This is a genomic window from Pseudarthrobacter sp. NPDC092439 (genome assembly GCF_044754945.1).
Lineage (GTDB): Bacteria > Actinomycetota > Actinomycetes > Actinomycetales > Micrococcaceae > Arthrobacter.
In genome coordinates this window covers 1-24,410 of sequence record NZ_JBIVQB010000002.1, presented here as the reverse complement: position 1 = coordinate 24,410, position 24,410 = coordinate 1, and the positions used below count along the sequence as shown (strand labels likewise).

Here is a 24,410-nt window from a genome sequence, read left to right as displayed (position 1 = left end):
GGCCGGACTGATGGACAAATAGCCGAAGTGGTTCTGGCGGGCTTGGATCCATTGCCAGAACCACTTCGTTTGAGTGCTTAGAGGGAGTCGTTGACCTCGCCGAACAGCGTGTTGATGCCGGTACCGAGGACGGCGGCGCCGACAGCGACGATCACGGCGATGAGGGCAACCATCAGGCCGTACTCCACCATCGTTGCCCCCTTTTCGGAAGCCAGGCGGTCCTTGATGCCGGCGATAAAAGCGGTCATGGAGACCATGAGAGAAGTCATTTTAATGTCCTTAAATTCGGTGAAATGAATTGATTGAATTTCAACGAATTACCAGCTACCCCATTCAATCCCAGCGGCTGGCCTTCGCTAAGACGAGATTGTCATTTGGGGTTATGGGCAACAATGCGTAGTGGTACTCGACTTTTTGGGCGCGCAAAATTGACCGCTACTTGGAAGGTGAGGGTGAGTACTCAGGTAGAGCGGCCGGGCGGGCCGCGCGACTGTGCGCCTGGCTATCTCAAGATGAGTGCGACGGCGGCTGCAGCGGCCAGCATTGAGGGGCCGTGGGCCACCTCTGCGCCCTTGCCCCGCCGCCTGAAGCTGACGAGAATCAGCGTTGCCAGAGCATTCAGGATGAAGCCAAGAAGCCCGCCATAGAGTAGGTGGTTCCAGCCCAAGTAGCCCATGTAAAGTCCCAACGGGCCGGCCAGCTTCACGTCCCCCATGCCGAGCCCGGCAGGGGATATGAGAGCCAAAACCAAGTAACCCGCGAACAGGATTATCGCGCCAAACAGACCCCTCAGCGGTCCGCCGGCATTTCCAGTAGCGATCCAGGGAAGTATCAGGAGAAATGCGCCTCCCGTTAGCAGTGACAGAACTAACGGATTTGGCAATAGGTGCTGCATAAGATCAATGTGCGCCAGCTGGGTGCCCAAAACGGCAAGAAAGAGGAATGCTGGCAGGTCGGGCGCCGGCCCAAACCGAAACGCAAAGGCGGCGCAGGTGGCGCCGGTGAGGGCCGCCGTCGTGACTCTTGAAGACAGCGGGGGCAAGCCGCCAAGGCCGGGGAGTGTCCTGGCTATAAGCAGTTCCGCTAGGGGTGAGAGTACGAGGCCAAGGAGGGCAGCGCCCGCAAGAAGGAACCATAGTGAAGCTTCCCCGCTCGGCGTCACTGTCACTGCATCCCCCGCACTCATCAGGCCGGCCACGGTCCGGGCGGCGTCCAGTAGCCCCCATTTTGACCCCGAACCCCCTGACGCGCTAATCTTGGTAGTCGTTGTGCGTGTCCTATTCCGATGGTGCGTGCCCGCTTGAGAATCCAGTTGCAGGATGACTACTCGACGTGCACATTCGGAACCACAGGATGACTGGTTACATGGAGCCCTCACCTCTGTTCCGGTAGCGCGCAGACAGTAGGTGCACGAGCTAGTGACACCTAAACAAGAACGCCAGAACAAGAACGAGGCAAACACCGTGCGTACGTACACCCCGAAGCCCGGCGATATCAACCGCCAGTGGCACGTCATTGACGCCACAGACGTTGTCCTTGGCCGTCTTGCAAGCCAGACCGCAATCCTGCTGCGCGGCAAGCACAAGGCCACCTATGCATCCCACATGGACATGGGCGACTTCGTCATCATCATCAACGCTGAAAAGGTTGCCCTCACCGGCGCCAAGCTGGAGCAGAAGCGCGCATACCGCCACTCCGGCTACCCGGGCGGCCTGACCTCCGTCAACTACGCGGAACTGCTGGAAACCAACCCGGTCCGCGCCGTGGAGAAGGCCATCAAGGGCATGCTCCCCAAGAACTCCCTGGCTGCACAGCAGCTGGGCAAGCTGAAGGTGTACCGCGGTGCTGAGCACCCCCACGCCGCGCAGCAGCCCAAGACTTTCGAAATCACCCAGGTCGCCCAGTAGTCCTGGCCACCAAACAACTTACTTAATACAAGGAGAATCGTGGCTCAGAACGAAGAACTGACCACCGAAGCCAATGAGGCTGAGGAAAACCTGACCAGCTACACCTCTGAAAGCTCGGCTGCTGAAGCTGCGCCCAAGAAGGAGCGCCCGGCCCTGACTGTTGCCGGTGCAGCAGTTGGCCGTCGCAAGGAAGCCGTTGCACGCGTTCGCGTTGTGCCGGGCTCCGGCAAGTGGACCATCAACGGCCGCGAGCTGGCGAACTACTTCCCGAACAAGCTGCACCAGCAGGACGTCAACGAGCCCTTCAAGATCCTCGATCTCGAAGGCGCCTACGACGTCATCGCCCGCATCCACGGTGGCGGAATCTCCGGCCAGGCCGGTGCACTGCGCCTCGGCATCGCCCGTTCGCTGAACGAGATCGACGTCGAGAACAACCGCGCCACCCTGAAGAAGGCCGGTTACCTCTCCCGCGACGCCCGCGTCATCGAGCGCAAGAAGGCCGGTCTCAAGAAGGCCCGCAAGGCACAGCAGTACTCCAAGCGCTAAACCCGCTTGCACAGAAGCCCGTCCCGCCTTTCGGCGGGGCGGGCTTCTGCCGTTTAACCCTGGCTTCCAGGCGCCCTTGTCGACGTTTGTTGACTCGGATATTGTGACAGCTGACCAGCCACTTCGAGTGGGTAGGGGTCGATCTGTACTAAACAGGCGATCAAGTGTGGATGTGAGCCGCGCGACTTCTTTTACAGGAATTCGCTGTGGCGCCGTGCACCAAACTTACTTTCAGAGATCAGCGTTCAGCGGGACGTTCCCTTCGGGCAATCCGAGCTTTGGGCGACCCGCGGAGGCGTGAGACTTCGATTTACCCGTGCCACGCGTGCAAGGGCTGGCATCTCACATCCAAACGAGTCGGCGGAAAATGGAAAGAATTCCAGCCCGCAGTGGGTTAGCGCAGCGCTCAGATCCTAGTCCAGCCCTGCCTGACCTGCCGTTTCGAAGCGGAGCATCCACATCCTCTAGACTTAGCCGGTGTCTAGATTATTTGGAACAGATGGTGTCCGGGGCCTGGCGAACGGACTGTTGACAGCGGAGCTGGCGATGAAGCTGGCCCAATCGGCCGCCGTCGTGCTTGGCCACGACCGGTCCGCCAACGGATCCCGGCCCCGCGCGGTCGTCGCGCGGGACCCGCGTGCGAGTGGTGAATTCATCGCAGCAGCCGTGGAAGCCGGTCTTTCCAGCTCGGGTGTGGACGTCTACGACGCTGGCGTTCTGCCCACCCCCGCTGCCGCCTACCTCGTTGCAGACCTGGATGCGGACTTCGGCGTCATGATCTCTGCCTCGCACAACCCGGCGCCGGACAACGGCATCAAGTTCTTCGCCCGGGGCGGCCAGAAACTGCCCGATGACGTGGAAGACGCCATCGAAGCGCAGATGGCCAGTGACGCCCCACGCCCCGTCGGCGCCGACGTCGGCCGCATCCAGCGCTTCTCCGACGCCGAAGACCGCTACATTGTCCACCTGCTCGGTACTCTGCCGCACCGCCTGGACGGCCTGAAAGTTGTCCTCGACTGCGCCCACGGTGCTGCCAGCGGCTGCTCGCCCCAACTGTTCAAGGACGCCGGCGCGGACGTCTTCGTCATCGGCGCAGAGCCGGACGGCCTGAACATCAACGACGGCGTCGGATCCACCCACCTGGGGCCCCTGAAAGCCGCCGTGGTTGAGCGCGGCGCCGACCTCGGTATCGCGCACGACGGAGACGCAGACCGCTGCCTGGCCGTGGACCATGAAGGCAACGAGGTTGACGGCGACCAGATCATGGCGATCCTGGCCCTGGCTTTGAAGGCCTCCGGCAAGCTGAAGGACGACGTCCTCGTGGCCACCGTCATGAGCAACCTGGGGCTCAAGATCGCGCTCAAGGAAGCCGGCATCAGTATCCGGGAGACGGCTGTCGGCGACCGCTACGTGCTTGAAGGCATGCGCGAAGGCGGATTCAACCTGGGCGGCGAGCAGTCCGGGCACGTAATTTTCGCTGACCATGCAACTACGGGGGACGGACTCCTGACCGGCCTCCAGTTGGCGGCCCAGGTTGCCCTGACAGGGCGTTCCTTGAAGGAATTGGCCACTGTGATGACCAAGCTTCCGCAGGTGCTGATCAACGTCAAGGGCGTAGACCGCGGCCGCGTGGGCAGCAGCGACGGCCTGGCCGCGGCAGTGAAGGCCGCGGAAGCGCAACTCGGCGACACCGGACGTGTCCTCCTGCGGCCGTCCGGGACCGAGCCGGTAGTCCGCGTCATGGTCGAAGCCGGGGATGAGGCCACCGCCCAGTCCATCGCTGAAAGCCTGGCGCAGGTAGTCCGGACAGAGCTGGCTTTGGAACTGGTCAGCGACTGACCACGCAGCAAGGCGATCGGTGATTTGAACAACTGGGGCCCGCTTCCATCCTGGAAGCGGGCCCTTAGTTTGTTCAGGGCGGGCTAAAGGTTCCGGCTCCGCAGGGAATCGCGGATCTCCGTGAGCAGTGCAATCTGCGGGTCCTCAGCAGACTCCTCCTTCACGTCGTGCTTGATGCCCAGCCGGCGGTTGCGGAATTCGATCATGTGGTTCATCGGGACGACAACCACGAAGTAGATGGCGGCCGAGATCAGGAGAAAATTGACGATGGCGGTCAGCAGCACGCCGAACTCTACGGCGTTGCCGTTGAAGTCCACCCTGGCGAAACTGTCAAAGTTGGGGGAGCCCACGAGGCCCGCGATCAGCGGCATGAGGACTTTGTTCACTAGGGCCGTGACGACGCTGCCAAAGGCGGTGCCGATCACGACCGCGACGGCAAGGTCCACGACGTTGCCCTTCATGATGAAATTCTTGAATCCAGTCAGCATGTCCCAAACTTATCGGAGACCTGCAGGCCCCCGTGACGCTAAGGCGCGCAGGCTGGTTACCCAGATCATGGCAAGGGGGAGTGCGGACCATGGCGCGTCCAGCGCAGAAAGCCATGGTGCCGTCCCGGCCGCCGCGTGGAGGGGCGCCACCAGCCACATGAGGACAAACGCCATCAGGATGGCGACGCGGAGCCCCGGTCCGGGCCGCCGGTCCAGGAGGAAGACGGCCACGGGAATGAACAGAACGGCGTCATAGGTGGCCAGATGGGGCGAGAACGCCAGGCTCGTCGCAAGGGTTGCGATCAGGACAGTGGTTGTGTCCGCGGTTTTTCCGTGGCGCGCCAGAACTGCGAGCAGCACGGCGGCGCCGATTGGCAGGGATATGAGCGTCAGAACGGGTGCGGCGGCCTGGCCCCACTCCGCCGGCAGCAAGGATTGCAGGAGGGAAGGCAGCCCCGTCATCTTCCAGGCCTGGCCTTCCTGCACCTCTGCCATATAGAGCGGGCTCGCCAGTGCTGCGCTCCACTGCCGGATGCCTGCGACGCCGACGAGCGCCACGGACGCGGCTGCAATGGCGCCGACCGTCAGCGTGAAAGCCGCCAGCGCCTTGAAGCTGCGGACTGCCAGCAACACCAGCGGAACCACCAGGACAAGTTGGGGCTTGGTGAAACCCAGCCCCAGAACTGCGCCTGCCCAGCCGGGGCAGCCGTGGGCGAAGAGCCGAACGCCGACGAGCCAGACGGCCAGCACGAACGCCGAATCCTGCCCGCTGCCCAACGCCTCGAAGGTAGGCGGAGCTGCCAATGCACACAGCAGGAGTGTTTTCCAGCGGTGCTGGACGAGACGCGGTGCCAGGAACCTCAGGCTGAGAAAGCACCACCACAGCAGTGCCGCATTGAGGAAGAACCACAGGACGCCGCTGAGGTTATAGGGAATCAACGCCAGCGGCGCGTAGAGCGCGGCGACCACCGGCAGTGACACAAACCAGGCGAGCGGCACCTCATCCCCCAGCTGCCTGCCCTGGAGGTCTGACTGAACGGCCGGGTCGTACAGGTTGTCCGCCCCGTCCAGCAGCAACCGGCCGCCGGTCCAATGAGCCAGGTAGTCCGGGAGGAATGCGCCTTGGTTACCGGGGTCCATTACCCGGGCCAGGCTGCCGGCCAGGAGACCCGCTGCCCCAGCAATAAGCAGCAGAATCGGGTAGACCCGCAAACGCTCCGGGGTGATCAAAGCATCAATGCGCAGCACGGCGCGCTGGAGCGGGCGCGTTCGATGACCTGTTTCGAGCCCCCTTGGTTTCCCCACCATAGAAAGGGACACTACAGGATCAGGACCTCCGCGGGAGGTTAGCCTCTTAGGCGTACCCCGGCGCTGCGCCGACCCCGAAGTACTCCTCCAGCGTGTGCACGCCTTTTTTCGCCATGTCGGAGGCCGCCTCCACCCCGACGAACCGGAGATGCCATGGTTCGTAGTAGTACCCGGTGATGGTGTGGAACATCCACGGGTAGCGGACCACAAACCCGAATCGGTGCCCGTTTGCCTTCGCCCACACGGCGGCCGGCTGGTCCGCGAAGCAAGGCTGGAAGCCGCAGGCCCCACCGCCGTCCGCAATATCGAAGGCCCAGCCCGTCTGGTGTTCCGAGTACCCGGGGCGTGCGCTGGCCGTGTCCGCATCAGCCTGGCCGCGCGCCGCCACATAGCCGTTATAGGTTGCCGTCTGCGCCGCGAAGGAGCGGTACCCGCTCGCCAGGACCAGGGCGATGCCGTCCGCAGCGGCTGCAGCGAACATCGCTTCCGCGGCCGCCGCCGTCGTACTGTTCAGCAGTGCAGCCTCGCCGGACGCGGTGCTGGCGACGGCCGGGCGAACCAGGTCTGCCGGCGCAAAATCAGCAGGTGCGAGCGGACGGTGCTTATTGACGACCAGCCAGGGACTTGTGGGGTCGGTTAGGGAAAAGCGGCGATGCGGGGACGCTGCTTTGGTCGGCCGTGGAGCGGAGCTGGCAGTTACGGTGGCCGGCGCCGCCGTCGGGCCCGCCGGCGGTGAAGGTGGGGCAGAAGGGGCGGACGACGACGGCGTCCCCGCCATTGGCGCCTCCGGCGTGCAGGCTGCCAGTACGGTCAGCCCGGCGCCGGCTGCGAGTAAGCGAGTGAAGGTGCGGCGCGAAGGCGAGCCGCAGTCCTGGCACATGTGTGTTAAACCTTGCGCAGAAGCATCCGGCGGATCGAGTGGTCCGCCTCCTTGGTGAGCACCAGCTGTGCCCTGCCCCGAGTGGGAAGCACGTTCTCCTCGAGGTTGGGCTCGTTGATGCGCTTCCAGATGTCCCGGGCCGTCCTCTCCGCCTCTTCATCGGAGAGGGTGGCGTAACGGTGGAAATAGGACTCCGGCTGCGCGAAGGCGGTGCTCTGAAGCTTGCGGAACCGCTCCACGTACCACTCTTCGATGTAGGAGGTCTTGGCATCGACGTAGATGGAGAAATCGAAGAAGTCGCTCAGCGCCAGGCCCTGCCTGCCATCGTGCCGCGGACGGGCCGGGGCCAGCACGTTCAGGCCTTCCACGATCAGCACGTCCGGGCGGCGCACCACTACTTCCTTCCCCGGCACGATGTCGTAGGTGACATGCGAGTACCAGGGCGCACGGACCTCTTCGGCGCCGCCTTTGATCGCGCTGACGAAACGCAGGAGGGCCCGGCGGTCATAGGACTCGGGGAATCCTTTGCGTTCCAGGAGCTGCCTCCGCTGCAGTTCCGCAAGCGGGTACAGGAAGCCGTCCGTGGTGATCAGCTCTACATTGGGAGTTCCCGGCCAGCGCCGCAGCATTTCCCGCAGCACGCGCGCAATGGTGGACTTGCCGACGGCCACCGACCCTGCCACGCCGATCACGAACGGTGTTCGCTGGGTCTGCTCGCCCAGGAAGGTGGTGGTTGCAGCGTGGAGTTGGCCGGCGGCTTCAACGTAGAGGTGCAGGAGCCGGGACAGGGGAAGGTAGACCTCGCGGATCTCCTTCATGTCCAGGGGATCGCCGAGGCCGCGCAGGCGGACAATGTCCTCTTCATTGAGGGGCTGTTCCATCTGGGCGGCGAGCCGCGACCAGGTCTGCCGGTCCAGCTCGACGAACGGGGACACACCCTCGCCGTTGGCCTCGTTGCGTTGCAAAGTCACCCTAGAGATTCTGCCCCGCTCCATGCGCATAGCGAAATGCAGGGTCAGCGGTGTGCAACCCGGTTCTCCAGGACGGATGGGTCAGCATGCCGGTTCCGTGCTCACGGCAGTTCATTGGGATGGGGTACGGCCTGCACTCGCCTGCTCTCGCCTTGAGCAGAACGCATTCGTGGAATTGCTGCCAGCAATGTCAATGATCCGAGCCAGAACACAGGTGTGCACAACAGCATGGAAACGGGGATGCACCAGCGCTTATTCTTTCGGGCGGCCCAAACCAACAAAGCCAGGCCCAGTGGGATGCGGACTATGGCCGGCGGCATGAAAGGCGAGCCGATCGCTCCGGTGGAATCGCTGAGATGGTTTAGAAGGAACTGCGCCCACTCCTGCCAAAGTGAGGGCGCCAACGCCACTGACAGGCCCGTGATGACGGCCATCCCGAGCAAAAAGCGGGAAAGATTTCTCCACTCGCCCCGGACCAGGAACCAGACCGGCCCGACGGTAGGAGAGATCTTGGTGAGGGCAACGAAGGCCCAGCTTTCAGGCCGTGCGAATCCAACAACCGCTACGACGGCCATCAGAATGAATATGTTCCCGGAGACAATCTCGGGGAGTCCTGCCAGCCACAGGGGAAGCCCCCACTTCCAGCCCATAGGCTTCAGTAGCCAGGCAAGACCCACGGCGATCGCCACGGTGAAGACAGACACAAAAAATGGCCACGGAAGTTGGGCCAATGGCCAGATCATCTGCGCGAACGCCGGGCTGTAGAGGTAGGCATCAGGGGTCCCCGGGGCCGTGGTGTACATCGGCCCGCGCCAGGCCAGCCAGTAGGCATGCGCGTCGACGCCAACGCCCCGTGCCCTGACGGAAAGGGCGGCGTAAATCGCGCAGACAATTCCCAATATCCAGGCGGAATCACGAAGCAGACGGTCGCGCATTGCATGAACCTATCACCGCTTCGAGCGTCCGGCCTGCCTGTGCCGCAGGACACGTCGGTTTAGAACTCGCGCCGCCAGCCGATACTCTTGAGCCTATGTGTGGAATCGTGGGATACGTGGGCCGTTCCGTTGACGGCGTGGTTTCTGGTCACAGTGCGCTGGATGTTGTGCTTGAGGGCCTGCGGCGCCTGGAGTACCGGGGTTATGACTCTGCCGGCGTGGCCGTAGTGGCCGGAGGCTCCATCGAGTCCCGGAAGAAGTCCGGCAAGCTGGCCAACCTGGTCGCTGAACTGGAGGCGCGCCCGCTGCCCGAAGCGCGGACCGGAATCGGCCACACGCGCTGGGCAACCCACGGCGGGCCCACGGACCGCAACGCGCACCCCCACCTGTCCGACGGGGGCAAGCTTGCCGTGATCCACAACGGCATCATCGAAAATTTCGCCGAGCTCAAGCAGGAGCTGCTGTCCAAGGGCGTCACGTTCCTCTCTGAGACTGACACTGAGGTCGCGGCCGCCCTGCTGGGCGACATCTTCCGCAACAAGCTGGGCGGCGACACCGCCAACGGAGGCCTTACCCGTGCCATGGAGCTGGCCTGCCAGCGGCTCGAAGGCGCCTTCACCCTCCTGGCGGTCCACGCGGACCAGCCGGACGTAGTGGTGGCTGCTCGCCGCAATTCCCCGCTGGTGGTTGGCCTGGGCGACGGAGAGAACTTCCTGGGCTCGGATGTCTCCGGGTTCATCGATTACACCCGCCGTGCGGTGGAGCTGGGCCAGGACCAGATTGTGACCATCACCGCTGACACGGTGGACATCACGGACTTCTACGGCAATCCTGCCCAGGGCAAGGAATACCACGTGGACTGGGACCCGGCCTCGGCTGAGAAGGGCGGCTTCTCCTCCTTCATGGAGAAGGAGATCCACGACCAGCCCGATGCCGTGGCGCAGACCCTCCTGGGCCGTTCCGACATCAACGGCAAGCTGACACTGGATGAGCTGCGCATCGATCCGGAGCTGCTGAAGCAGGTCAACAAGATCATCGTGCTGGCCTGCGGCACCGCCGCCTACGCCGGCACCGTGGCCAAGTACGCCATCGAGAACTGGTGCCGGATCCCCACCGAGGTGGAGCTGGCGCATGAGTTCCGCTACCGCGACCCGATCGTGGACTCCAACACCCTGGTGGTCTCCATCAGCCAGTCCGGCGAGACCATGGACACCCTCATGGCGGTCCGCTACGCCCGCGAACAGGGCGCCAAGACCATCTCCATCTGCAACACCAACGGCTCCACCATCCCGCGTGAGTCCGACGCCGTGCTGTACACCCACGCCGGTCCGGAAATCGCAGTGGCCTCGACCAAGGCGTTCCTGGCGCAGATCACGGCCGCATACCTGCTCGGCCTGTATTTGGCACAGCTGCGCGGGAATATCTTCTCGGGCCAGATCAAGGACGTCCTGGCAGACCTGGGCAAGATCCCGGCGAAGATCCAGACCATCCTTGACGGTGCCGGTCCTCTCCGCGAACTGGCCCGCAGTATGGCGGACGAGCAGTCCGTCCTGTTCCTGGGCCGCCACGTAGGCTACCCGGTGGCGCTCGAGGGTGCTTTGAAGCTGAAGGAAATCGCCTATATCCACGCCGAGGGCTTCGCCGCCGGCGAGCTCAAGCACGGCCCCATCGCCCTGATCGACGAAGGCCAGCCGGTGTTCGTGGTGGTCCCGTCCCCGCGCGGCCGCGACTCCCTGCACGCCAAGGTGGTCTCCAACATCCAGGAAGTCCGCGCCCGCGGCGCCCGCACCCTGGTCATCGCCGAGGAAGGCGACGAAGCCGTCCAGGCCTACGCCGAGCACGTCTTCTACGTGCCGGAGACGCCCACGCTCCTGATGCCGCTGCTCACCACGGTCCCGCTGCAGATCTTCGCCGCGGAACTCGCCGCAGCCAAGGGCTACGACGTGGACCAGCCGCGCAACCTCGCCAAGAGTGTCACCGTCGAGTAGCTGCGCGCCGGCTTGAGCAAGACTTGAGCCAAAAATAAACTGATCCAGCACAACCCAGGGCCCTGCGGTCGCTACCGTAGGGCTCATGGGGGAGGCCCGGATCAACACTCGTGGGAGCGGCAGCAGCCGGACCGCTGGCCGCGAATTGAGGGCGCGCCTGGGGCCCTGGTTTCTCGCGTGGCTGGCTTTTCTGCCGTACGCCATAATCCGGTCTGAGAACCTCGCCGAATCGGACACATTCTGGCAGGTTCGTACCGGCTTGTGGACGATGGCGGAAGGTCGTCTTCCCCTCGTGGATCCCTTCTCATGGACGGCTGCGGGGAAGCCCTGGACGCTGAACTCCTGGGCGTTTAATGTTCTGGTCGGCCTTGGGTATGAAGCGGCGGGCCTGGCGGGTGTGGCTTTCATCGCGGCCTGCCTGGTCGCGGCGATTGGCGGCTTGGTTCTCTATCTGGCCCGCGAGCTGGGCGCGGCCCCGCTGCCGTCCGCCGTCGTTCTCTTGGCCGGAGCACCGCTGTTGATGCTTTACCTGTCGGCGCGGCCCCAGCTTGTTGATTATCTGGCAGTGCTCGCGCTTGCTGTTTTGCTGCGGAGGTTGCTCGATGGGCACAGGCCCGGGTGGCTGCTGCTGGCCGTCGGTGTTCTCACGGTCCTCTGGGTCAATCTGCATGCAGCTGCCCTGCTCGGCGTGGCAATCGCTGGTACCAGTGGCTTGTTGGCCCTTCTGGGGACGCGGACGCGTAGGCAGGCCGGGTGGCTTTTCGCTGCCGCTCTGGTAATTTCCGTCAGTGCCGTGGTCACCCCCTACGGAACCGGACTGCTGGTCCAGACGGTGCAGGTCAAGGCGGAGTCAGCAGACATCACGGAGTGGCAGCCCCTCAATCCGGCGGATCCTCTGCAGCTCGTCTTGTTTGCCATTGGCCTGGCCGGACTGGCTTTTGCCGCCAGGCGGCGTGATCCGGTCCTTTGTGGAGCCCTGGCTATCAGCGCAGCCGGATCAGTAGCGGCCATGCGCATCCTTCCGATCCTGGTGTTGCTGGCATTACCGGTTATGGCGTCCGCAATGTCCCGTGGTGCTGTCCTGCGTTATCTCGACAGCCGGCGCAGAATGATTTCCACGGGCGCGGTTGCTCTGCTCACTTTTGTCATCGGCAGTGCGATCATCAACCTTCCTCACTTCGGCCGGCCGGATCCCGCGCTTTTTCCCGCCGCGGCGGTTAAGGCCATTCCCTCCGGCTGCACCTTGTTCAATGACTACCATCTGGGCGGACTGGTCATACTGCAGAGGCCGGATGTCGCTGTTTCCATCGATTCGCGGAACGACCTGTATGGGGCCGAAGCGGTCAGGCAGTCGGCGCGGGTGGCCAGCGGCCGCGGTGAGCTTGATCAGGAATTTGCTGCGGCACACTGTGTGCTGGTGCACCCTCATGGAGGGCTGGCGCAACGGTTGCGGAACAGCTCCGACTGGATCGTGACGGCGACCGAACCCGCTGCAGTCTTGTTTGTTCGTCGCTGAGTCGTCGCTGTGGCGGCCTCCGCCAGAACCGTCACCGTAGAATAAGCCGCATGATCGTAGGCATTGGCGTAGACGTTGTAGACATCGAGCGGTTCGGCCGGCAGCTGGAGCGGACCCCTGGCCTGCGGGACCGGCTGTTCGTTCCGGCGGAGAGGGACCTGCACACCCGGTCCCTGGCTGCCCGGTTCGCCGCCAAGGAAGCTGTGGCCAAAGTCCTGGGCGCCCCGGCCGGCATGAACTGGCAGGACTGCTGGATCGGCCTGGACGAGAACGGGCCCACCCTCCAGGTCAAGGGCACGGTACTGGCGGTGGCCGAGGCCAAGGGCGTGAAGCGCTGGCACCTGTCCATGAGCCACGACGGCGGGATTGCCACCGCGATGGTTGTGGCTGAACGCTAAGCCCACACAGGGGTCCGGCACCATGATCAGCGCCTACACCGGAACGCAGGTCCGGGCGGCCGAGGAACCATTCCTGGCCGCCGGGCTGGGCGACGTCCTCATGCGGCGCGCCGCCCACGGCCTCGCCGCCGGCATCGTCACCGAACTCCGAGGCCGCGGGAGCCGTCTTTATGGTGCCCGGGTGGCGGTACTCACCGGTAAAGGCAACAACGGCGGTGACGGACTTTACGCCGCGGCTTTCCTCGCGGCGAGGGGGACGCGGACGACGGCGATACTCACCTCCGACGGTGCCCACACCGATGCCTTGGCCGCCTTCGAACGCGCCGGCGGACGGGTGTACCGGCTGGCGCCGGAAACGCTGCCGGAGCTCGCTGCCGAAGCCGCGGGCGCCGACGTCGTCATCGATGCCATGCTGGGGACCGGTGCCCGTGGCGGCCTGCGGGGGAACGCTGCTGAGCTGGTCACCGCTTTGGCGGGGGCAAACCGGCGGGGGTTCGTGGCAGCCTGCGACCTGCCCAGCGGGGTGGACGCGGACACCGGCGAAGCAGCCGGCCCTGTCCTGCCCGCCGACCTGACCGTCACCTTCGGCGCCGCCAAAGCCGGCCTGCTGGCCGACCCCGGTGCTGACTATGCAGGCAGGGTGCAGGTGGTGCCCATCGGCATCGAAGAGCACCTGCCCGGCCCTTCCGTGCGCCGGCTGGAACCTGCCGACCTCGGCACGCTGCTGCCCAGGCCCGCCCGGCGTGCCCACAAATACTCCCGTGGCGTGCTCGGCGTAGTGGCCGGCTCCGCAGACTATCCCGGCGCCGCAGTCCTGGCCTGCCGCGGCGCCCTGTCCGCCGGCGCAGGAATGGTTCGATACCTCGGACCTCCCGCCGTGGCGGACCTGGTCCGACAGTCCTGCCCGGAAGTCGTCTGCAGCACGGGATCGGTCGCCGGGAACCGGGTCCAGGCCTGGCTCGTGGGCTCCGGGATGGGGCCGGGCGATCACGAACAGCTCGCACGGGCCCGCGACGCCGTCGCCTCCGGCCTGCCTGTTGTGGCCGACGCCGGTGCGCTGCCGGCGCTGCCGGACGTCCTCGCGCCGCAGGTGGTGCTGACCCCGCACGCCGGTGAACTGGCCGCACTGCTGACGCGCCTCGGCGCGGACACCGGCCGTGACGGAGTGGAGGCGGGGACGCTCGCCGCCGTCCGCCGCGCCGCCGGCCTCACCGAGGCGACGGTCCTGCTCAAAGGTGCCACCACCCTCGTCGCCTCACCCTTCCAGGACGTCTACAGCCAGTCGGACGGCACGCCGTGGCTCGCCACGGCCGGCAGCGGGGACGTGCTGGCCGGCGTCATCGGTGCGCTCCTCGCCCAGGCGGGGTCCGACGTCGGGCGCTTCCGTGAGGCGGGCATCGATCCGGACGAGCGCTGGGCCGCTATAGCCGCACTCGGGACGTCGCTGCACGGGCTGGCAGGGAGGTCGGCGACGGAGGCGCGCTCGGGCGGACCGATCACTGCTGGCGTAATTGCCGACGCAATACCCGACGCCTGGGGTAAAGTCAGCATGCTTAGTAGCTTTGGCGTCGCCGAACAACATAGAGGAGCATGATGGAAGTCTGGCCTGGATCGGCTTATCCCCTGGGTGCCACGTACAACGGAACGGGCACGAACTTCGCACTGTTCAGCGAACGCGCCGAGAAAGTGGAACTCTGCCTCTTCGACGATGACCTCGTGGAAACCCGCATCACCCTGGACGAGGTGGACGGGTACGTGTGGCATTGCTACATCCCCCAGATCCAGCCGGGGCAGAAGTACGGCTACCGCGTGCACGGACCGTACGATCCGGCGTCGGGAAACCGGTTCAACCCCAACAAGCTCCTGCTGGACCCCTACGCCAAGGCCGTCCATGGCCAGGTGGACTGGGATCCCGCCCTCTTTACCTACAACCTCGGCGAGCCGGATTCCGTCAACAATGCGGACTCTGCCAAGCACATGATGCTCGGCGTGGTCATCAACCCCTACTTCGACTGGGAGGGCGACCAGAACCTCAGGATCCCCTACCACCGGTCTGTCATCTACGAGGCACACGTCAAGGGCCTCACCCAGCTTCACCCCGAAGTCCCCGAGGAACAGCGCGGCACGTATGCCGGCGTGGCGCACCCTGCGGTGATTTCGCACCTGCAGAAGCTGGGAGTCACCGCGATCGAGCTCATGCCGGTGCACCAGTTCGTCAACGATGGGACCCTGCAGGACAAGGGACTGAACAACTACTGGGGCTACAACACCATCGGCTTCTTCGCCCCGCAAAACACGTACAGCTCCACCGGGGACACCGGCCAGCAGGTGCAGGACTTCAAGGCCATGGTCCGTTCGCTCCACAAGGCGGGCATAGAGGTGATCCTGGACGTGGTGTACAACCACACCGCAGAGGGCAACCACCTGGGCCCCACGCTGTCCTTCAAGGGCATCGACAACGCCGCCTATTACCGCCTCATGGACGGCGACGAAAAGCACTACATGGACTACACGGGCACGGGCAACTCCCTTAACGTCCGGCACCCGCATTCCCTGCAGCTCATCATGGACTCCCTGCGCTACTGGGTCACCGAGATGCACGTGGACGGTTTCCGCTTCGACCTCGCGTCCACCCTGGCCCGCGAGTTCTACGACGTGGACAAGCTTTCCACCTTCTTCGAACTCATCCAGCAGGACCCGGTTGTCTCCCAGGTCAAGCTCATCGCCGAGCCCTGGGACGTGGGCCCGGGCGGCTACCAGGTGGGCAACTTCCCGCCGCAGTGGACCGAGTGGAACGGCAAGTACCGCGACACGGTCCGCGACTTCTGGCGCGGCGAACCCGCTACCCTTGGCGAATTTGCCTCCCGCATCACCGGCTCAGCGGACCTGTACGAACACTCGGGACGGCGTCCCGTGGCATCCATCAACTTCGTCACCGCACACGACGGCTTCACCCTGGCGGACCTGGTGTCCTACAACGAGAAACACAATGAGGCGAACGGCGAGGGCAACAACGACGGCGAGTCCCACAACCGGTCCTGGAACTGCGGCGCGGAAGGGCCTACTGACGATCCGGCGGTCCTTTCGCTCCGGGCCCGCCAGCAGCGGAACTTCATCGCCTCGCTGCTCCTGTCCCAGGGCGTTCCGATGCTGCTGCACGGCGACGAGATGGGCCGGACCCAGCAGGGCAACAACAACGGCTACTGCCAGGACTCCGAGCTGACCTGGATCAACTGGGACAGCATCGACCAGCCGTTGGTGGAGTTCACCGCTGCAGTCAACGCCCTGCGGGCAAAGCATCCGACGTTCCGCCGCAGCCGGTTCTTCGACGGCCGGCCCGTGCTCCGGGGCGAAGGCGAGCGGTTGCCGGACATCGTCTGGCTTGACCCGTCCGGTGAAACCATGAAACCGGAGGCATGGGACAGCGGATTCGGCCGCTCTGTGGGTGTGTTCCTCAACGGTGACGGCATCCAGGGCAAGGACAGCCGCGGCCGCCGGATCACCGACGTGAACTTCCTGCTGTACTTCAACGCCCACGACGACACGGTCAAGTTCACCCTTCCGGCCGACGAATTCGCCCCCGCCTGGGATGTCATCATCGATACGGCCGGGCACAACGCGGACACTGCACCCGTGCCCGCCGGCGAGCCCCTGCCTGTCGAGGCGAAATCCTTGGTGGTGCTGCGTGCGCATACCGTGGAGGAGGTGGAGCCGGACCACTCCGTCGCCGCCTCACTGGCTGCGCTGTCCCAGACGTCCACCAGCGAAAACGAATCCCTCAGCGCACCGGTCGTCGCTGAACCGGGCAAGACCACCAAGGTGGGCGCGCGAAAGGCGGATTCCAAGTGAGGGTGCCGGCATCCACCTACCGGCTCCAGATCCGCCGCGGCTTCACGCTCTTCGACGCCGCGGACACGGTTCCGTATTTGAAGTCGCTGGGGGCGGATTGGGTCTACCTCTCACCGATCCTCACCGCGGAGCAGGGCTCGGACCACGGCTACGACGTGACCGACCCGTCCGCGGTGGACCCGGAACGCGGTGGGCCCGAGGGCCTGCTGGCGCTGTCCCGCGCGGCACGCGAACACGGGATGGGCGTCCTGGTGGACATTGTCCCGAACCACGTGGGCGTTGCTTCGCCGCCGCAGAACCCCTGGTGGTGGTCCCTGCTGCGGGAGGGGCGGGAGTCACCGTACGCTGACGCGTTCGACGTCGACTGGGACCTTGCCGGCGGACGGATCCGGCTGCCTGTGCTCGGCTCCGATGACGACCTGGACAAGCTGGACGTGGTGGACGGCGAGCTCCGCTACTACGACCACCGCTTCCCGATCGCCCCCGGCACGTACACCGAGGGCGATTCACCCCGGGACGTGCACAACCGCCAGCATTATGAGCTGATGAACTGGCGCCGGGCCGACTCCGAGCTGAATTACCGCCGCTTCTTCGCCGTGACCACGCTGGCCGGGATCCGGGTGGAGGATCCCCAAGTCTTCGAGGAGGCCCATGCGGAGGTGGGACGCTGGTTCCGCGAGGGCCTCGTTGACGGGCTCCGCGTGGACCACCCGGACGGGCTCGCAGATCCCGCCGGCTACCTGCGCTGGCTTAAGGACCTCACCGGCGGCGCGTACGTGCTGGTGGAGAAGATCCTGGAACCGGGGGAATCCCTGCCTGGCGAGTTCGCCACAGAAGGCACCACCGGCTACGACGCGCTCGCGGACGTGGACCGGGTGTTCGTGGACCCGGCGGGGGAGGCCGCCCTGGATGCGCTGGACGCTTCGCTGCGCGGAACTTCCGGGCCTGCCGATTACGCGGAGATGATCCGGGGCACCAAGCGCATGATAGCGGACGGCATCCTCCGCGCCGAGGTCCTGCGCCTGGCCCGCCTGGTGCCGGAATCGCACGGCCTCGCCATCGACGACGCCGCGGATGCCATCGCCGAGATCATCGCCTCCTTCCCGGTGTACCGGACCTACCTGCCCACGGGTGCGGAGGTCCTCAAAGAGGCGTGCGAATCCGCAGCCGCGCACCGGCCGGACCTGGAGGTGGCCGTGGGAACCCTCCTGCCGCTCCTGCTGGACCCCGCCAACCCCATCGCGGTGCGGTTCCAGCAGACCTCCGGCATGGTCATGGCCAAGGGCGTGGAGGACACCGCGTTCTACCGCTACACCCGGCTGGGTACGCTCACCGAAGTGGGTGCCGAACCCACCGAATTCGCCGTGTCCACGGACGAGTTCCACGAGCGGATGGGCAGGCGCCTGGCGGAACTGCCGCTGTCCATGACCACGCTGTCCACTCACGACACCAAGCGCAGCGAGGACGCCCGGGCCCGGATTTCCGTCATCGCGGAACTGCCGGACGAATGGGCCGGCACGCTCGCTTCCCTGCGTGAGCTCGCCCCGGTTCCCGACGGACCGTACGAGAACCTGCTCTGGCAGGCCGTCATCGGCGCCTGGCCCGCGAGCCGGGAACGGCTCCAGGGCTATGCCCAAAAGGCAGCGCGCGAGGCCGGCAACTCCACCACCTGGACTAATCCGGACGAGGACTTCGAGTCCCGCGTCAGGGCCGCCGTGGACGCAGCGTTCGACGACGAGCGGGTCACCAAGGTGGTGGAGGACTTCGTGGCGCGCATCGACGCCTACGCCGCCTCCAACTCGCTGGCCGCCAAGCTCGTCCAGCTGACCATGCCGGGGGTCCCCGATGTGTACCAGGGCAGCGAATTCTGGGAACGGTCCCTGACGGACCCGGACAACCGGCGGCCGGTGGACTTTGCGGTCCGGCAGGCGGAGCTGGAGAAGCTCGACGGCGGGACGTTGCCTGCGTCCGGCACGGAACCTGCCAAGCTCCTGGTCACCTCGCGGGCACTTCGGGTGCGCAGGGACCGGCCGGAGCTGTTCCAGGGTTACGCCCCCGTGCGTGCCACCGGAGCCGCCGCCGGGCACCTGCTCGGATTCTCCCGGGGCGACGGAGCGCCCGGGGCGGTGACCCTGGCTACCCGGCTCCCGGCGGGGCTGGAAGAGGCGGGCGGGTGGCGGGACACCGCCGTCGTACTTCCCGCTGTGATGCGTGACGAACTGACCGGTGCCGTGCACGGGCCCGGCACCGTTAGCGTGGCGGACGTGCTGGGTACCTACCCGGTGGCGCTGCTGGTGCCGGTGGAGGGGGAACAAGGATGACCGTGGAAAACAGCGGGCCAGGGCGTTTCGACGTGTGGGCGCCGGAGGCTTCGTCTGTCGTGTTGCTGGCCGGCGGCCGGGAATACCCGATGACGCGCACGGAGTCTGCACCCGGCGCGGAGGGGTGGTGGACCGCCGCCGACGCCCCTGCGCAGGGCGAACTGGACTACGGCTACCTGCTGGACGGCGACAGCCACCCGCTGCCGGACCCGCGGTCCCGCCGCGTTCCGTCCGGCGTCCACGGCCTGTCCCGGACCTTCGACCCGGCCGACCACGCCTGGCAGGACTCCGGCTGGCGCGGCAAGGACCTGCAGGGCTCGGTGATCTACGAACTCCACGTGGGTACCTTCACGCCTGCGGGCACGCTCGACGCCGCTGCCGAAAAGCTGGGCTACCTGGCGGACCTGGGCGTTGACTTCGTGGAGCTCCTCCCGGTGAACGGCTTCAACGGTACGCACAACTGGGGCTACGACGGCGTGCAGTGGTACGCGGTTCACGAAGGCTACGGCGGACCCGCGGCGTACCAGCGCTTCGTGGACGCCGCGCACGCTGCCGGGCTGGGCGTTATCCAGGATGTGGTCTACAACCACCTGGGCCCCAGCGGCAACTACCTTCCCCGGTTCGGGCCGTACCTGAAGCAGGGCGATGCCAACACCTGGGGCGACTCGGTGAACCTGGACGGTCCCGGCTCCGACGTGGTCCGCGAATACATCCTTGACAACGCCGCGCTGTGGCTGCGCGACTACCACGTGGACGGGCTGCGGCTGGACGCGGTGCATGCGCTGCGGGACGAGCGGGCCGTGCACATCCTCGAGGACCTGGGCGTGCTGGGCGATGCCGTGGCCGCGGAAACAGGGCTGCCCAAGACGCTCATCGCCGAATCGGACCTGAACAACCCGCGCCTGCTCTACCCGCGGGACGCCAACGGCTACGGGCTGGCGGGGCAGTGGAGCGACGACTTCCACCATGCGGTCCACGTGAACGTCAGCGGCGAAACCACCGGGTATTACGCCGATTTCGACTCCCTGGGCGTGCTGGCCAAGGTCCTGCGGGACGGATTCCTGCACGACGGCAGCTACTCCAGCTTCCGCGGCCGACACCACGGGCGGCCCATCAACACTTCCCTGGTGCATCCGGCAGCGCTGGTGGTCTGCAGCCAGAACCACGACCAGATCGGCAACCGCGCCACGGGGGACCGGCTCTCGCAGTCGCTGTCCTACGGGCAGCTCGCCGTTGCCGCGGTGCTCACCCTCACCTCGCCGTTCACCCCCATGCTGTTCATGGGAGAGGAATACGGGGCCACCACCCCCTGGCAGTTCTTCACCTCCCATCCGGAGCCGGAGCTCGGACGGGCTACCGCGGAAGGGCGTATCCGGGAGTTTGAGCGCATGGGGTGGGATCCCGCCGTCGTACCCGATCCCCAGGATCCGGAGACGTTCCGCCGGTCCAGGCTGGACTGGTCAGAGGCGGAGACCGGCGACCACGCGCGGCTGCTGGAGCTCTACCGCTCCCTGACCGCCTTGCGGCGGCAGCATCCTGACCTTGCCGGCGGCGGGTTTGCGGAGACCGAGGTGACGTACGACGACGACGCGCACTGGCTGCGGTTCAGGCGCGGGAGCGTTGAGGTGCTGCTGAATTTCTCCGATGCGAAGACCAGGCTGGACGGCGCGGAAGGCCAGGTCCTCCTTGCTACCGACGCCGGTTCGGGGCTGGATGGCGACACCGCCGAACTGGCGCCGTGGAGTGCCGTGATCGTCACCACAAACCTGACAGGATAGAACGTATGACTTATTCAGCAGCGGACAACCGCTACGATTCCATGCCCTACCGCCGCGTCGGGCGCAGCGGGCTGCGCCTCCCGGCCATCTCGCTGGGCCTGTGGCACAACTTCGGCGATGACATGCCCTTTGAGGTCCAGCGCGACATCCTGCGCCGCGCCTTCGACCTCGGCGTGAACCACTTCGACCTGGCCAACAACTACGGGCCGCCGGCGGGCTCCGCGGAAACCAGCTTCGGCCGGCACCTGCGGGACGACTTCAAGCAGTACCGGGATGAACTGGTTATCTCCACCAAGGCCGGCTACCTCATGTGGCCAGGACCCTACGGGGAGTGGGGATCCCGGAAGTACCTCCTGTCCAGCCTGGACCAGTCGCTGCAGCGCATGGGCCTGGACTACGTGGACATCTTCTACAGCCACCGGCCGGATCCGGAGACGCCCATGGAGGAAACCATGGGCGCCCTGGACCAGGCGGTCCGGTCCGGCAAGGCCCTCTACGCGGGCATCTCGTCCTACACGCCCCAGCAGACGCTGGAGGCCGCCCGGATCCTGAAAGAGCTCGGCACACCACTGCTGATCCACCAGCCCAGCTACTCCATGCTGAACCGCTGGACCGAGGACGGCACGCCCAACCTGTACGAAGCACTGGACCAGGTGGGCGCAGGCTCCATTGCCTTCTCCCCGCTCGCCCAGGGCATGCTCACGGACCGCTACCTCAACGGCATTCCCGCTGACTCGCGGGCCGCGAAGGGCCGGTCCCTGGCCCAGGACTCCATCACGGAAGAGAAGCTGAACCGGGTACGCGGGCTGAGCCGCATCGCGGAAGGCCGTGGCCAGTCACTGGCGCAGATGGCCATCGCCTGGATCCTGCGGGACCAGCCCAAGGGTTCCCCGGTGACCTCGGCCCTGGTGGGTGCCTCCAGCGTCCGACAGCTCGAGGACTCGGTATCGGCCATCAATAACCTCTCCTTCACCGCACAAGAGCTGACAGCGATCGACGAGTTCGCGGTGGAGTCCGACATCAACCTCTGGAAGCAGCCGGTCTGACCGCTTGCTGATGTTACGGAGTGGGGCCGGGGAACAATCCCCGGCCCCACTCAGTTGGGTAGTATGAAAAGGCGCCGCGCGGCGCCGTGCCGGCCGGCCGCCGTCGTACTTAATTCCTCGGCAGGATCCGGCGGGCTGACGTTTGTCCTCAAAGGAGTTCCGTGTCTTCACATCCGATTCGTGTTGCTATCGTCGGCGTAGGAAACTGTGCCGCTTCGCTGGTCCAGGGCGTCCACTACTACCGGGACGCAGACCCCAAGGCCACGATTCCGGGCCTGATGCACGTTGAGTTTGGCCAGTACCATGTAGGGGACGTTGAGTTCGTCGCCGCGTTCGACGTCGACGGCAAGAAGGTCGGCGTTGACCTTGCAGATGCCATTCTCGCCAGCGAAAACAACACCATCAAGATCGCGGACGTGCCACCCACCGGCGTCACTGTCCAGCGCGGCCACACCCTGGACGGCCTTGGCAAGTACTACCTCGAGACCATCGAGGAATCCACCGAAGAGCCCGTGGACGTGGTTCAGGCACTCAAGGACGCCAAGGTCGACGTCATGGTGTGCTACCTGCCCGTCGGTTCCCAGGATGCTGCCGAGTTTTACGCCCAGGCAGCCATCGACGCCGGCGTTGCGTTCGTCAACGCCCTGCCCGTGTTCATCGCCGGCACCAAGGAGTGGGCCGACAAGTTCACTGCCGCCGGTGTGCCGATCGTTGGCGACGACATCAAGAGCCAGATCGGTGCCACCATCACGCACCGGGTCATGGCCAAGCTATTCGAAGACCGCGGCGTCACGCTGGACCGTACCTACCAGCTGAATGTCGGCGGCAACATGGACTTCAAGAACATGCTGGAGCGGGACCGCCTTGAGTCCAAGAAGATCTCCAAGACGCAGGCCGTGACCTCCAACGTCGAAGCCGAACTTGCTGCGAAGGACGTCCACATCGGACCGTCTGACTACGTCCAGTGGCTCGATGACCGCAAGTGGGCCTTCGTCCGCCTGGAAGGCCGCAACTTCGGTGACGCCCCCGTGTCGCTGGAATACAAGCTGGAGGTCTGGGATTCCCCGAACTCCGCGGGCGTGATCATCGACGCCATCCGCGCCGCCAAAATCGGCCTGGACCGCGGCATCGGCGGCCCGCTGCTCTCGGCGTCAAGCTACTTCATGAAGTCCCCGCCGGAGCAGTTCAACGATGACCTTGCCCGCGAAAAGGTGGAGGCCTTCATCCGCGGCGACCTGGAACGCTAACCCCCTGCACGCTCTCTCACATAATGTGGGTTTTCCTGTGACGCTCTCTCATTCCGTGGGGGAGCGTCACGGGTTTAAGTCCGAAATCTCGCCGTGTGCGCCTGCCGGCGACGCTCTCTCACTTAGTGCCGGTTTTTGGGCGACGCTCTCTCATTTAGTGCCGGTTTTTGGGCGACGCTCTCTCACTTAGTGCCGGTTTTCTGGCGACGCTCTCTCACCCGCTAACCGGCGAAGCCCGTTGCCTGGGGATGGTCGAGCCGGCGCTTACGCAGGGCCCGCTTGATTCTTGACACTGCACCGTCGAAATTGTCCGCGAGATCGTCCTTGCCGACAACCAGCACGGTCCATCCCGCCGCTTCAAAGCTTTTATCCCGTCGGCGATCGCTGAGCATCTGTTCGGCACCGAGGTGGTGTCCGCCGTCGTACTGGATTGCGATCCGGCGGTGACGGTAACCCATATCGGCCGATGGCGATACGGCATCCCCAGCGCGCAAAAGCACTTGGAGTTCGGGTTCAGGCAGTCCGGCATCGGCAATGGCCAGGCGCAGGAACGATTCAGGCGCTGAGTCGGCACCCACGCGCATGAGATCGAGCGCTTCCCGGGCCCGCACGACGCCCTGCAGGTTCGGATGGCGGCCCACCAGCTCACGAAGCCCGGTGATCGTGTCATAGGGGCGTGTTCTTCCTTCGAACTCCAGCCGAGGGACGCGGATGAGTTCGTCGCCCATCGCCACCAGATCACGGAGGGGCAAGGTTCGAGCCATATCGAGCCAGGTCCGCGAGCGTGTGCTCAGGCGGATACCGTCTACCCCTTCGATTTCGTTGTCCATTGTGAGGATGGTGTGGCCCAGCACCCCCTTCCGGCGGACGGATGGCAGCGAACGGGGTTTGCTCAGGTGAAGCTCCGTGGAATCGGCAAGCCAGGGCGGCAGGATCTGGCACCGAAGCCTGGCGGCGGTGACATGCGAGATCCATGCTCCCGGCGAGGCCTGCGACAGCGCCCGGGCGGCGCCCTCCAGATCAAAATTCCACGCGGCGGGCCGATAAAGCCCGCGGCCAACGCTGATCACATCTTTCCGGCGAAGCCGGTTCAAGGTGACGCCGGCGGTCCGGGCTGAGTCGAAAGTAAAGGGGGCTGTGGCTAACGCCCCGGGTAAAACGTCCTGCTTCCGCATGCTGGCATTGTGCCCTGAAACGGCGCGAGCCTGCAGAAGTTATCCACAGGCGGACCGATCGATTTAGCGAGGTGAGAGAGGGTCTCCGGGAAAGCTGCGTTAGGTGAGAGAGGGTCTCCGGGGAAGCTGCGTTAGGTGAGAGAGGGTCTCCGGGGAAGCTGCGTTAGGTGAGAGAGGGTCTCCGGGGAAGCTGCGTTAGGTGAGAGAGGGTCTCCGGG

Annotated in this window: 20 protein-coding genes; 12 read left to right on the top strand and 8 right to left on the bottom strand. The window is 65.4% G+C overall.

Translation table 11 applies throughout. The annotated features are described in order from the left end of the window. Positions 1-77: 77 nt before the first annotated feature. Together ACIQCM_RS04775 and ACIQCM_RS04770 are read right to left on the bottom strand one after the other, a co-directional pair. Positions 78-269: a Flp family type IVb pilin gene (locus ACIQCM_RS04775; RefSeq protein WP_400604354.1), complete on the bottom strand. Its 192-nt coding sequence runs from the start codon at positions 267-269 to the stop codon at positions 78-80. A gap of 233 nt (positions 270-502) precedes the next feature. Beyond that, the gene (locus ACIQCM_RS04770) at positions 503-1,198 is read right to left on the bottom strand and encodes a prepilin peptidase (RefSeq protein ID WP_400633656.1); all 696 of its coding nucleotides are present in this window, start codon (positions 1,196-1,198) and stop codon (positions 503-505) included. A gap of 265 nt (positions 1,199-1,463) precedes the next feature. Here ACIQCM_RS04770 and rplM point away from each other — a divergent pair, with 265 nt between their 5' ends. From rplM to glmM, 3 genes are all read left to right on the top strand, one after another. Continuing rightward, positions 1,464-1,907 (top strand): 50S ribosomal protein L13, encoded by a 444-nt coding sequence (gene rplM / locus ACIQCM_RS04765; RefSeq protein WP_377214923.1) that lies wholly within the window; start codon positions 1,464-1,466, stop codon positions 1,905-1,907. A 39-nt stretch (positions 1,908-1,946) separates the two neighbouring features. After that, positions 1,947-2,453 (top strand): 30S ribosomal protein S9, encoded by a 507-nt coding sequence (gene rpsI / locus ACIQCM_RS04760; protein ID WP_400604351.1) that lies wholly within the window; start codon positions 1,947-1,949, stop codon positions 2,451-2,453. Between the two features lie 477 nt (positions 2,454-2,930). Then, positions 2,931-4,292, top strand: coding sequence for a phosphoglucosamine mutase (gene glmM / locus ACIQCM_RS04755; RefSeq protein ID WP_400604349.1), 1,362 nt, complete (start codon positions 2,931-2,933; stop codon positions 4,290-4,292). Between the two features lie 83 nt (positions 4,293-4,375). Here the strand turns inward: glmM and mscL are convergent, their stop codons facing one another. The 5 genes from mscL to ACIQCM_RS04730 all read right to left on the bottom strand — a co-directional run bounded on the left by mscL (position 4,376) and on the right by ACIQCM_RS04730 (position 8,874). After that, a complete protein-coding gene (mscL, locus tag ACIQCM_RS04750) occupies positions 4,376-4,780 on the bottom strand; it encodes a large conductance mechanosensitive channel protein MscL (RefSeq protein WP_400604347.1) in 405 nt (134 codons plus the stop codon). Between the two features lie 9 nt (positions 4,781-4,789). After that, a complete protein-coding gene (locus tag ACIQCM_RS04745) occupies positions 4,790-5,920 on the bottom strand; it encodes a glycosyltransferase family 87 protein (RefSeq protein WP_400604345.1) in 1,131 nt (376 codons plus the stop codon). A gap of 214 nt (positions 5,921-6,134) precedes the next feature. Continuing rightward, a complete protein-coding gene (locus ACIQCM_RS04740; RefSeq protein WP_400604344.1) occupies positions 6,135-6,968 on the bottom strand; it encodes a D-alanyl-D-alanine carboxypeptidase family protein in 834 nt (277 codons plus the stop codon). A 5-nt stretch (positions 6,969-6,973) separates the two neighbouring features. After that, positions 6,974-7,963 (bottom strand): type I pantothenate kinase, encoded by a 990-nt coding sequence (gene coaA, locus ACIQCM_RS04735; protein ID WP_400604342.1) that lies wholly within the window; start codon positions 7,961-7,963, stop codon positions 6,974-6,976. Positions 7,964-8,040: 77 nt separating this feature from the next. Further along, on the bottom strand, positions 8,041-8,874 hold the full coding sequence (locus tag ACIQCM_RS04730; RefSeq protein WP_400604340.1) for a glycosyltransferase family 87 protein: 834 nt from the start codon (positions 8,872-8,874) through the stop codon (positions 8,041-8,043). A 95-nt stretch (positions 8,875-8,969) separates the two neighbouring features. Here ACIQCM_RS04730 and glmS point away from each other — a divergent pair, with 95 nt between their 5' ends. From glmS to ACIQCM_RS04685, 9 genes are all read left to right on the top strand, one after another. Next, a complete protein-coding gene (gene glmS / locus ACIQCM_RS04725) occupies positions 8,970-10,862 on the top strand; it encodes a glutamine--fructose-6-phosphate transaminase (isomerizing) (protein ID WP_400604338.1) in 1,893 nt (630 codons plus the stop codon). A gap of 85 nt (positions 10,863-10,947) precedes the next feature. After that, complete coding sequence (locus ACIQCM_RS04720; protein ID WP_400604336.1) at positions 10,948-12,378, top strand: hypothetical protein; 1,431 nt, start codon at positions 10,948-10,950, stop codon at positions 12,376-12,378. A 50-nt stretch (positions 12,379-12,428) separates the two neighbouring features. Continuing rightward, complete coding sequence (locus ACIQCM_RS04715; RefSeq protein WP_377214712.1) at positions 12,429-12,776, top strand: holo-ACP synthase; 348 nt, start codon at positions 12,429-12,431, stop codon at positions 12,774-12,776. 22 nt (positions 12,777-12,798) lie between these two features. Continuing rightward, on the top strand, positions 12,799-14,370 hold the full coding sequence (locus ACIQCM_RS04710) for an NAD(P)H-hydrate epimerase (RefSeq protein WP_400604334.1): 1,572 nt from the start codon (positions 12,799-12,801) through the stop codon (positions 14,368-14,370). Next, on the top strand, positions 14,370-16,625 hold the full coding sequence (gene glgX, locus ACIQCM_RS04705; RefSeq protein WP_400604332.1) for a glycogen debranching protein GlgX: 2,256 nt from the start codon (positions 14,370-14,372) through the stop codon (positions 16,623-16,625). Before ACIQCM_RS04710 ends, glgX begins: the two co-directional genes overlap by 1 nt. After that, complete coding sequence (gene treY / locus ACIQCM_RS04700; RefSeq protein ID WP_400604330.1) at positions 16,622-18,946, top strand: malto-oligosyltrehalose synthase; 2,325 nt, start codon at positions 16,622-16,624, stop codon at positions 18,944-18,946. The genes glgX and treY overlap by 4 nt, the downstream gene beginning before the upstream one ends. Further along, positions 18,943-20,724 carry a malto-oligosyltrehalose trehalohydrolase gene (treZ, locus tag ACIQCM_RS04695; RefSeq protein WP_400604328.1) on the top strand — a complete coding sequence of 594 codons (1,782 nt, stop codon included), beginning with the start codon at positions 18,943-18,945 and terminating at the stop codon, positions 20,722-20,724. The genes treY and treZ overlap by 4 nt, the downstream gene beginning before the upstream one ends. 5 nt (positions 20,725-20,729) lie before the next feature. Then, positions 20,730-21,770, top strand: coding sequence for an L-glyceraldehyde 3-phosphate reductase (mgrA, locus tag ACIQCM_RS04690; RefSeq protein ID WP_400604326.1), 1,041 nt, complete (start codon positions 20,730-20,732; stop codon positions 21,768-21,770). A 161-nt stretch (positions 21,771-21,931) separates the two neighbouring features. Continuing rightward, entirely contained in the window at positions 21,932-23,017 is a 1,086-nt protein-coding gene (locus ACIQCM_RS04685) for an inositol-3-phosphate synthase (RefSeq protein WP_400604324.1), read from the top strand. A 221-nt stretch (positions 23,018-23,238) separates the two neighbouring features. Here ACIQCM_RS04685 and ACIQCM_RS04680 read toward each other — a convergent pair whose 3' ends face one another. After that, positions 23,239-24,192 carry a DUF559 domain-containing protein gene (locus ACIQCM_RS04680; protein ID WP_400604322.1) on the bottom strand — a complete coding sequence of 318 codons (954 nt, stop codon included), beginning with the start codon at positions 24,190-24,192 and terminating at the stop codon, positions 23,239-23,241. Between the last annotated feature and the right edge of the window lie 218 nt (positions 24,193-24,410).